Raw genomic sequence first — 8,455 nt, forward strand, 5'->3', positions numbered from 1 at the left:
CCGCCGCTCCCCTGCGCTGGGCCGCGACGGCGGCGGCGAGGGAGCCGTGCTGGCGGATGCCGGCCCGCAGACCGGGGGCCACCATGTCGACGTCGAGCACTGAGGGGTCGGCAGAGTGCACGCCGCCGACCACCGGTGCGACGAGCCGGTCCAGGACCCGCTTGCCCATCCGCCGGCGGACCAGGGCTGACACGCTCGTTGCCCCGTCAGCGGTGCCCAGCGAGGCCGGCAGCACGGCGTCGACGGAGGCGCGGAGGGATCCCAGCAGGCCCAGCGACCGGCGGACTTCCGGGTCCCACGGGCTCGCCGGGATGCCCAGCACACCGGTCTTAGGCAGTTCCCGGGGGCCGTCAGGCAACTGGACCCAGGCCCCGCCGGGGTTCGGCGCGACGATCTCGCCGGCCAGCCCCAGCTCCGCGGCGAGATCGGCTACGGCGGCGGTGCGGGTGGCGAATGACTCCGCGCCGCTGTCCAGGGTCAGTCCGGCCACGACATGGCTGCCGACGCAGCCGCCCCAGGCCTCGCCGGCCTCCAGGACGGTGGTGCGAACCCCGGCCCGGGCGAATTCCCGAGCCGCAAGCAGTCCGGAAATCCCGCCCCCGATCACGACGGCGGTGCCTTCCACGGGAGTCCCGGCGGCGCCTGCGTCCACGCCCCTACTCCGGAGCGATGGAGTGGATGAGTTCGACGACGCGCGTGAGCACCTCAGGGTCCGTCTCCGGCGGCACACCGTGGCCGAGGTTCAGGACGTGCCCGGGCGCCGCGGAGCCGGCCGCGATCACCTCTCGGACGTGGGCTTCGAGGACGTCCCACGGTGCCGAAAGCAGTGCCGGGTCGATGTTGCCCTGCAGCGGGACGGTGCCGCCGAGGCGGCGGTTGGCTTCGTCCAGCGGCAGCCGGTAGTCGACCCCCACGACGTCAACGCCGACGTCGCGCATCGCGACGAGCAGTTCTGAGGTGCCGGTGCCGAAGTGGATCAGGGGTGCGCCCAGGTGCCGGACATGGTCCAGGGCACGGGACGACGCCGGCGCAACGAAGCGCTGGTAGTCGGCAAGTCCCAGCGAACCGGCCCAGGAGTCGAAGAGCTGGCCGGCGGAAGCGCCGGCTTCCAGCTGCGCGCGGAGGAACATCCCCGAGGCATCGGCGGCCCAGTTGGCCAGGGCAGTCCAGGTTTCGGGGTCGGCGTGCATCATGGTGCGCGGGCCGAGGTGGTCGCGGGAAGGCTTGCCTTCCACCATGTACGCGGCGAGGGTAAAGGGCGCACCGGCGAAGCCGATCAGCGGGGTGCTGCCGAGCTCGGCCACCGTGAGCCGGACGGCTTCGCGGATGGGCTCCAAGGCCTCCCAGGTCAGCTGCGGCAGGGCGGCAACGTCCGCGGCCGTGCGGACGGGTTTATCCAGCACGGGTCCGACGCCGGGCACGATGTCCACTCCGACGCCGGCCAGCTTAGGCGGGATGACAATGTCCGAGAAGAAAATGGCGGCATCGACGTCGTGACGGCGGACCGGCTGCAGGGTGATCTCTGAGGCCAGCTCGGGGCGCAGGCACGAGTCCAGCATCGCGACGCCCTCACGGACCTTGAGGTATTCGGGCAGTGAGCGGCCGGCCTGGCGCATGAACCAGACGGGACGACGGGAGGGCTTGCCGCCGCGGTAGGCGGTGATCAGCGGCGAATCCGCGGTGCGGCCGTCCATCAGCGGGTGGCCGGCGTCGAGGCCGCGGGCGGCGCCGTCCGTGGCGGCGCCGTCAATGGCTGCATTGCCGGCTGCGCCGTTGTCGGACGTACTGAATGTGGTCGTGCCGGCACGTGCCGCAGCGCTTGGAGTCATGACTTCGATTGTGCCCAAATTTGTGCCCAAAAGATAACGACAGCCTGTCACGCCGGCTCTGACACCGGCCCCGAGTGCCGCGTCGTGGCGGGAATCACAGGCCAGGGTGCCTGAGCCCACGCCCGGACAGTTGTTCTACGCGGGCGCGAAAAAGCTATGATGGTGATGCTGTGGTTCTTTTTTCATTGGTGGCTACACACGCCGACATCGACCTCGAAACCGTTGCTCAGTTGAGCACCGGTGCTTCAGGGATCGCCACATCCGCCCTCGCCGGATCGCCGGCCGTGGCGGGTGCCGTTGTCCTTGCCACCTGCAACCGCCTCGAAATCTACGGTGAAGCCCCCCATCCGGACGCCGTCGCCGCGGCCCGGGCGGCCCTCATCACCCACATCAGCGGCGCCAGCGGACTCAACGACCAGCTCGTCTCCCGCGCCTTCAGCACCCGCACCGGCGCCGAGGTCAGCCAGCACCTCTTCTCGGTCAGCTCCGGGCTGGACTCCGCCGTGGTGGGCGAACGGGAAATTGCCGGGCAGGTCCGCCGTGCCTTGATCACGGCCCAGCACGAGGGCACCGCCAGCTCCGGCCTGGTCCGGCTGTTCCAGGCCGCGTCCAAGACAGCGAAGGACGTCGGCGCCCAGACGGCGTTGGGTTCGCGCGGGCTCTCCATCGTCTCCGTGGCGCTGGACCTCGCCACTGACCTGTCGGAAAACCCGGACTGGTCCGCCAAGAAAGCCGTCGTCTTCGGAACCGGCGCCTATGCCGGTGCCACCATGTCCCTGCTGCGGGAACGTGGCTGCACCGATGTCTTTGTCTATTCCTCCTCCGGCCGCGCCGCCGGCTTCGTCGCCACCCGGGGCGGCACGGCACTGAACGAGGACACGCTTCCGGGCGCAGTCGCGGCCGCCGACGTCATGATCGGCTGCAGCGGCTCCGACAGCCGGGTCGAAGCGGACGAACTCGCCCGGATCCGGGCGAACTCGGCCCAGCCGCTGATCGCGATCGATCTCGCTTTGACCCATGACTTCGACCCCGCGGTCGGCGACCTCGACGGCGTCGAACTGCTTACGCTGGAATCGGTCCGGCTGGCCGCACCGCAGGAACAGGCCGAGTCGCTCGAACAGGCCAGCAGCATCGTGGCCGGGGCGGCCAGCGCCTTTGAGCAGGAGCGCGAGGCCAGGAGCGTCGACTCGGCGATCGTCGCCTTGCGCCGCCACACGATGAACGTCCTGGATGCGGAAATGGAAAAGGTCCGGGCCCGGCACGGCTGCACGGCCGCCGCCGAAGAAGTCGAATTTGCCCTGCGCCGCATGGTGAAGCAGCTTCTCCACGTCCCCACCGTCCGGGCCCGCGAACTGGCCTCCAACGGACAGCAGGACGCCTACATTGCCGGTCTTGAGGCGCTCTACGGCATCACGGTGGAGCCCACCGCCGGCGCAACGGTTGCAGGTGCCGCCGGTTCCGGGGCCGCGTGCCCCGTGGACCACAACGCCGCTGTCCACAACCCCGGCGACCCCGGCGACCCCGGCCCCGCCGCGGGCGACATCCGCGAAACCGCGTAGCTGCCCCGCGCGTTCCCGCACCGCGGCTTATCCCTGGATTATCCGGGGAAAGCGTTGATCCCGGTCATTTCGGCCGACACCTGCCACAGCCGTATGGCCGCCTCCCGGTCCACCGCGTGGGCATCCACACCCCTGATCCTGGCTTCGGGCGATCCCGGCACCGTGGCTTCGGCGATGTCGCAGTCCTCGCAGTAGACGCCGCCCATTCCTTCGAGCGCCGGCGCCGTCGCGGCCCAGACCGAGGTGGCGGCGCCCTGCGCGGGTGTCTTGAAGCGCGGGTCGAGCTTGCCGTGCTCGTCCATCCAGCCCGCGGCGATCATCTCCTCCTGCGGCAGGTGCCGTTGCAGCTCCGTCATGATCCCGCCGGGATGTACTGCGAAGGCGCGCACGCCAAAGTTCCGGCCCAAGGCATCGAGCTGGACGGCGAAGAGCGCGTTCGCCGTCTTGGCCTGGCCGTAGGCACGCCACTTGTCGTAGCCGGCGTCGAAATTGATGTCATCGAAGCGAATGGCCGAGAGCTTGTGGCCGGTCGAGGACAGCGAGACCACGCGGGCTCCCTGCGCCGCGGCAAGCGCCGGCCACAGCAGGTTGGTCAAGGCAAAATGGCCCAGGTGGTTCGTGGCGAACTGTGATTCCCAGCCGGGTCCCACCCTTTGCTCCGGACTTGCCATGATGGCGGCGTTGTTGATGAGGATGTCCAGGCTGCGGCTTGAGCCCGGCGCCGCGCCAGGTGCCGTTCCGGCCGCCGGGCCAGGTGCCGTTCCGGCCGCCGGGCCAGGTGCCGTTTCGGTCGCCGGGCCGGCCAGGAAGCCGGCGGCGAACGCCTTCACACTGGCCAGGTCCGCAAGGTCCAGCTCGGCGACGCTGACGCCGCCGCCAGCCGTTGCCGGCGTCAGCCCCGCCGCGGCCAGGACGTCGCGGGCATGCTCGGGCCGCCGGGCCGGCACCACGACGGTGGCGCCGGCGGAGGCCAGCGCCCGCACGGTCTCCAGGCCCAGCCCCGAGTAGCCGCCGGTGACAATTGCGGTCTTCCCGGTCAGGTCGATGCCGGCAATGACGTCGGCCGCCGTCGAATCCCGGCCGAACCCGGAGCCAATCTTGCGCTGGGACGTCACTGTATTTTCCTCGCTCATGACCAAGCCTTTCGTTTTAGGGCGCCGCTCGGCGGAGCGTGTTGTGCGGTATCGCGGCCTTGCTGGCCATATGGCCCGCCAAGGCTCAGTACACCGGTTTCCCGGGCTCCACGTCCCTTACCCAGGCGAGAATGCCGCCTTCGAGGTGGCTGACGCGCCCGTACCCGGCGGCGCGGGCCGCGGACAGGACGGCGGCGGATCGTGTTCCGGCCTTGCAGTGGAAGACAATTTCGGCATCCTGGGGCAGTTCCTGCCACGCCTCGCCGGCAAGGATGCGGCCTTGCGGGATCAGCTCCGACCCTTCAATGCGGACGATTTCGTATTCTCCCTGCTCCCGCACGTCCACGAGGTGGAAGTCCTTGAGGCCGGCCTTGCGGGAGGCCAGCATGGTGGCGAGCTGGGTCGCCGTCACGGTGTGCTCGGTACCGGCATCCGCCGTTGGAGTGATCCCGCAGAAGGCCTCGTAGTCGGTGAGTTCGGTGATTCGTGCTGCCGCCGGGTCCTTGGTCACCTTGATCTCGCGCCAGGTGCCGCCCAGCGCGTCATAGAGCGCCAGCCGGCCCAGCAGGGACCGGCCGACGCCGGTGATCAGTTTGACCGCCTCGGTCACCATCAGCGCTCCGACGGCGGCGCACAGCATGCCGAACACGCCGCCTTCGCCGCAGGACGGCACGGATCCGGGCGGCGGCGCCTCCGGGTAGAGGTCCCGGTAGGTGGGCCCGAACTGTTCCCAAAAGACGCTGACCTGGCCGTCGAAACGGAAAATCGATCCCCAAATATAGGGCTTGCCGAGGATGGCGGCGGCGTCGTTGACGAGGTAGCGCGTGGCAAAGTTGTCGGCGCCGTCGAGGATCAGGTCGTAGCCCGCAAAGAGTTCCAATGCGTTGGACGCGTCGAGCCGGACGTTGTGGAGCCGGACATCCACGAGCGGGTTCAGGGCCGTAATGGCGTCGCGGGCGGACTCGATTTTCGGCCGGCCCACATCCGCGACACCATGGATGATCTGGCGTTGGAGGTTGCTGAGGTCGACGTCGTCGTCATCGACGATGCCAAGGGTGCCGACCCCCGCGGCGGCGAGGTAGAGCAGGGCCGGGGAGCCGAGGCCACCGGCACCGATCACCAGGACTTTCGCGTTCTTGAGGCGTCGCTGGCCGATCGCGCCGATCTCCGGAATGATCAGGTGCCGCGAGTAGCGTTCCACCTCGTCCGGACTGAGGTCCGCAGCCGGGTCGACCAGCGGTCCGGGCTGCGGATCCAGCTTCGTCTGGGGGGTTGCGGGGGCACCGGCGGCGGTGAACTTGGAAGCCATACTTCAATCTATGCCCGAAGATACCACCAGGTCATATTACCCGCGCGTAAGGTGTAATTGAGTGCAAGGTAGTTCAGTACAAAATGCAGACGATTGCCATTGCGCGCAATGGGGTGAATAAGGGAAAGAAGGCCGACAGTGGTTCATCAGGCACCGTTGGAGCGGGACGAGTCCGGCAAGCCGACGGCAGTGCAGCTCCGGAGCGGACAACGCTCGGCTCGCCTCCCCCGCGACGAACGCCGGGCGCAGCTGCTGGCGGCCGCGCAGGAAGTTTTCGTGGCGAACGGCTACCACGGTGCCGCCATGGACGAGATCGCCGAGACCGCCCACGTCAGCAAGCCGGTGTTGTACCAGCACTTCCCCTCCAAGCGGGACCTCTACCTGGCTCTGCTGGACAGCCACCTCAGCAAGCTGACCGACCTCCTGCTTGGCGCCCTGAACTCAACCACCGACAATGACGAGCGCGTCCAGGCCGTCATGCGCGCCTACTTCCGCTTCATCGCGCACGACGACCAGGCCCACCGGCTCGTCTTCGAGTCGGACCTGATTAACGACCCCGACGTCAGCGCGCGGCTGGAAACGTTCAACAAGACCTTCGCCGACGCCGTCGCGCACGTCATCGCCGAGGACACCAAACTGCCTGAACTGGAGGCCCAGCTGCTGGGCCGCGGACTCGCTGGCATGGCCCACGTGAGCGCACGGTATTGGCTGGAAACGGACGGGAACCTGGATCTCGATGTAGCCAGCGACCTCATCTACCGTTTAGCTTGGCGCGGAATCTCCCGCTTCCCCAAAGAGACCTAGACTACAACTAGAGATTGACCTTAGACATTTTTTGGACGTTGATTGGCTGGGAGGCCTTGCTGTGGAAGTAAAGATTGGTATTCAAAACATTGGCCGCGAAATTGTCCTTGAATCGGCGCAGGATGCCGAAGCCGTCGCCAAAGTAGTGGGCGACGCGATCGCCAAGGGCAGCGAACTGCGGCTGACGGACGACAAAGGCCGCCTGGTGATCGTCCCCGCCAATGTTCTGGGCTACGTGGAAATCGGCGCAGAAGAGGCCCGCCGCGTCGGCTTCGGTGCCCTCTAGCCCCGTTCTTCCCACCACCGTTCCTTCATCGCAGTTTCTCCATCGTGAGGTGTCCTGAATGCTTTCCCTGATTGTGGTCGCCATGGTGACCGTGGCTGCGGGTTTCGTGGTGTGGGCCAACGACAAGCGCCACCAGAAGTACGGCGTCGCCGTCCCCGCGGGAGTTGCTGCATCCGTCGGTATGCTCAGCTGGATCATCTTCATTGCGGCCGGATTCGGCTACCAGCCGGGCCTGGGACCATCTATGTGCCCAACACGCACAGTGCATGGCCGCTGTACCGCGCGCAGCTGATCGGCCTTGAGGACCAACTGGTGCGCGCCGCGGGAATCGAAGTGGCCGGGCAGCCTGAATCCGTACTCTTCTCGCCCGGAGTTCACACGCAGTTTGGCTGGCCACGGGTCCTGCACAGCACGATGTGAGACCTGCCTGATCGCCCGTCGGTCCGCGGGCACGTGGCACCGCGGGGACTGAGTGATCACGCATGGTGCCCTCCTAATATTGTCGGAGCCCTCAAATAGACTCGAGCCATGGAAGCCGTCAGGGATTTCATCAGGGATTTCACCGCCTGCGGGGACGATGCGCAGGGCACGGAGCGGGGTGCAGCCCCAGTCGGGCAATCCGGTATGGACGCCGCCCTGGCCGCGCTGCGGGCGGTGGGTTCGACGGCGGTGGAGGATGCGGGGTCGTGGGGATTCCGGGCCGCGTCGGACTTCGCCGGCAGCGTGGAGGAAGTCTCCCGCGCGGTGGAGTATCTGCAGCTCGTCGCGGCGGCCGCCGTGGACCGGACCAGGAAGCAGTCAGCCGCCGCGGCCGCGGGGGTCGGGGCGGGGGCGGTCACCGGGTGGACCACCGGCTGGCGTGAGAGCCCCGCCGGGTGGCAGACCGGCGCACCCGGAACCGTGGAACCCGCCGGCACTTCCTTGGCCTCGGATCCTTCCGGCACGTCCTCCGCCGGGTGGCAGACCGGCGCACCCGGCACCGCGGAACCCGCCGGAACCCCCGGAACGGGTGAGCCCGCTGTGCCGGAATCGGTGCTGGATGACGGGTACCGGAACACGGTGGAGTTCCTGCGGGCGCGGCTGCGGATCGGCGCCGCGGAGGCCAGGCGCCGGCTCGGCCTGGCCGACACGCTGCTGCCCCGGCAGGGACTCGCCGGCCGGCCCCTCCCGCCCGTACACCCGGAGCTCGGAGCCGCCGTCGCGGCCGGCGAGGTCGCGTCCCGGGCCGCGACCGTCATCACGCTCGCCTTGGATCAGGTCCGGCACAGCTGCCTCCCGGAGGCCGCGGCGGCGATGGAGCACGCCCTGACCCGCACCGCGGCCGAGAACGACGCCGACTTCCTGGCCCGGGTCAGCCGCAGCTGGACTGAGGCGCTGGACCAGGACGGCGCCGAACCTTCCGAGGAATTGCTCCGCCAGCTCCAGGGCGCCTTTCTCCGCAAACCCCGGCACGGCCTGCAGCACCTGGAAATCTTCGCCACCACGGACCAGTTCGAACACCTGATCACCGTGATGAACACCGCCACCAACCCCCG

Annotated in this window: 10 protein-coding genes; 6 read left to right on the top strand and 4 right to left on the bottom strand. The window is 68.6% G+C overall.

All coding sequences use genetic code 11. The annotated features are described in order from the left end of the window. Both Y706_RS30540 and hemE read right to left on the bottom strand, forming a co-directional pair. On the bottom strand, positions 1-652 hold a 652-nt coding region (locus tag Y706_RS30540; RefSeq protein ID WP_043437021.1), incomplete at its 3' end, for a protoporphyrinogen/coproporphyrinogen oxidase. A 4-nt stretch (positions 653-656) separates the two neighbouring features. Then, the gene (gene hemE / locus Y706_RS0121865) at positions 657-1,694 is read right to left on the bottom strand and encodes a uroporphyrinogen decarboxylase (RefSeq protein ID WP_028278249.1); all 1,038 of its coding nucleotides are present in this window, start codon (positions 1,692-1,694) and stop codon (positions 657-659) included. Between the two features lie 305 nt (positions 1,695-1,999). On the opposite strand from hemE, the gene Y706_RS27130 reads away from it, so the two are divergent. Further along, positions 2,000-3,388, top strand: coding sequence for a glutamyl-tRNA reductase (locus Y706_RS27130; RefSeq protein WP_253906873.1), 1,389 nt, complete (start codon positions 2,000-2,002; stop codon positions 3,386-3,388). 38 nt (positions 3,389-3,426) lie between these two features. Here Y706_RS27130 and Y706_RS0121875 read toward each other — a convergent pair whose 3' ends face one another. Together Y706_RS0121875 and moeB are read right to left on the bottom strand one after the other, a co-directional pair. Next, positions 3,427-4,521 (bottom strand): SDR family NAD(P)-dependent oxidoreductase, encoded by a 1,095-nt coding sequence (locus Y706_RS0121875; protein WP_028278250.1) that lies wholly within the window; start codon positions 4,519-4,521, stop codon positions 3,427-3,429. Between the two features lie 85 nt (positions 4,522-4,606). After that, positions 4,607-5,830 (bottom strand): molybdopterin-synthase adenylyltransferase MoeB, encoded by a 1,224-nt coding sequence (gene moeB / locus Y706_RS0121880; protein ID WP_043437024.1) that lies wholly within the window; start codon positions 5,828-5,830, stop codon positions 4,607-4,609. Positions 5,831-5,986: 156 nt separating this feature from the next. Between moeB and Y706_RS0121885 the strand changes: the two genes are divergently transcribed. The 5 genes from Y706_RS0121885 to Y706_RS27140 form a co-directional block, all read left to right on the top strand. Continuing rightward, on the top strand, positions 5,987-6,634 hold the full coding sequence (locus Y706_RS0121885; RefSeq protein WP_343213111.1) for a TetR/AcrR family transcriptional regulator: 648 nt from the start codon (positions 5,987-5,989) through the stop codon (positions 6,632-6,634). 61 nt (positions 6,635-6,695) lie between these two features. Continuing rightward, on the top strand, positions 6,696-6,920 hold the full coding sequence (locus Y706_RS0121890) for a DUF3107 domain-containing protein (RefSeq protein WP_028278253.1): 225 nt from the start codon (positions 6,696-6,698) through the stop codon (positions 6,918-6,920). Between the two features lie 58 nt (positions 6,921-6,978). Continuing rightward, complete coding sequence (locus tag Y706_RS27135; protein WP_052355124.1) at positions 6,979-7,212, top strand: hypothetical protein; 234 nt, start codon at positions 6,979-6,981, stop codon at positions 7,210-7,212. Next, positions 7,167-7,340, top strand: a complete 174-nt coding sequence (locus Y706_RS28510; protein WP_343213110.1) for a YqjF family protein — start codon at positions 7,167-7,169, stop codon at positions 7,338-7,340. The genes Y706_RS27135 and Y706_RS28510 overlap by 46 nt, the downstream gene beginning before the upstream one ends. Before the next feature lie 108 nt (positions 7,341-7,448). Then, positions 7,449-8,455: DUF222 domain-containing protein (locus Y706_RS27140; RefSeq protein WP_156945226.1), on the top strand; the 1,007-nt coding region annotated here is incomplete at its 3' end.

It is taken from the genome of Arthrobacter sp. I3 (genome assembly GCF_000520575.1).
Taxonomy (GTDB): Bacteria; Actinomycetota; Actinomycetes; order Actinomycetales; family Micrococcaceae; genus Arthrobacter; species Arthrobacter humicola_A.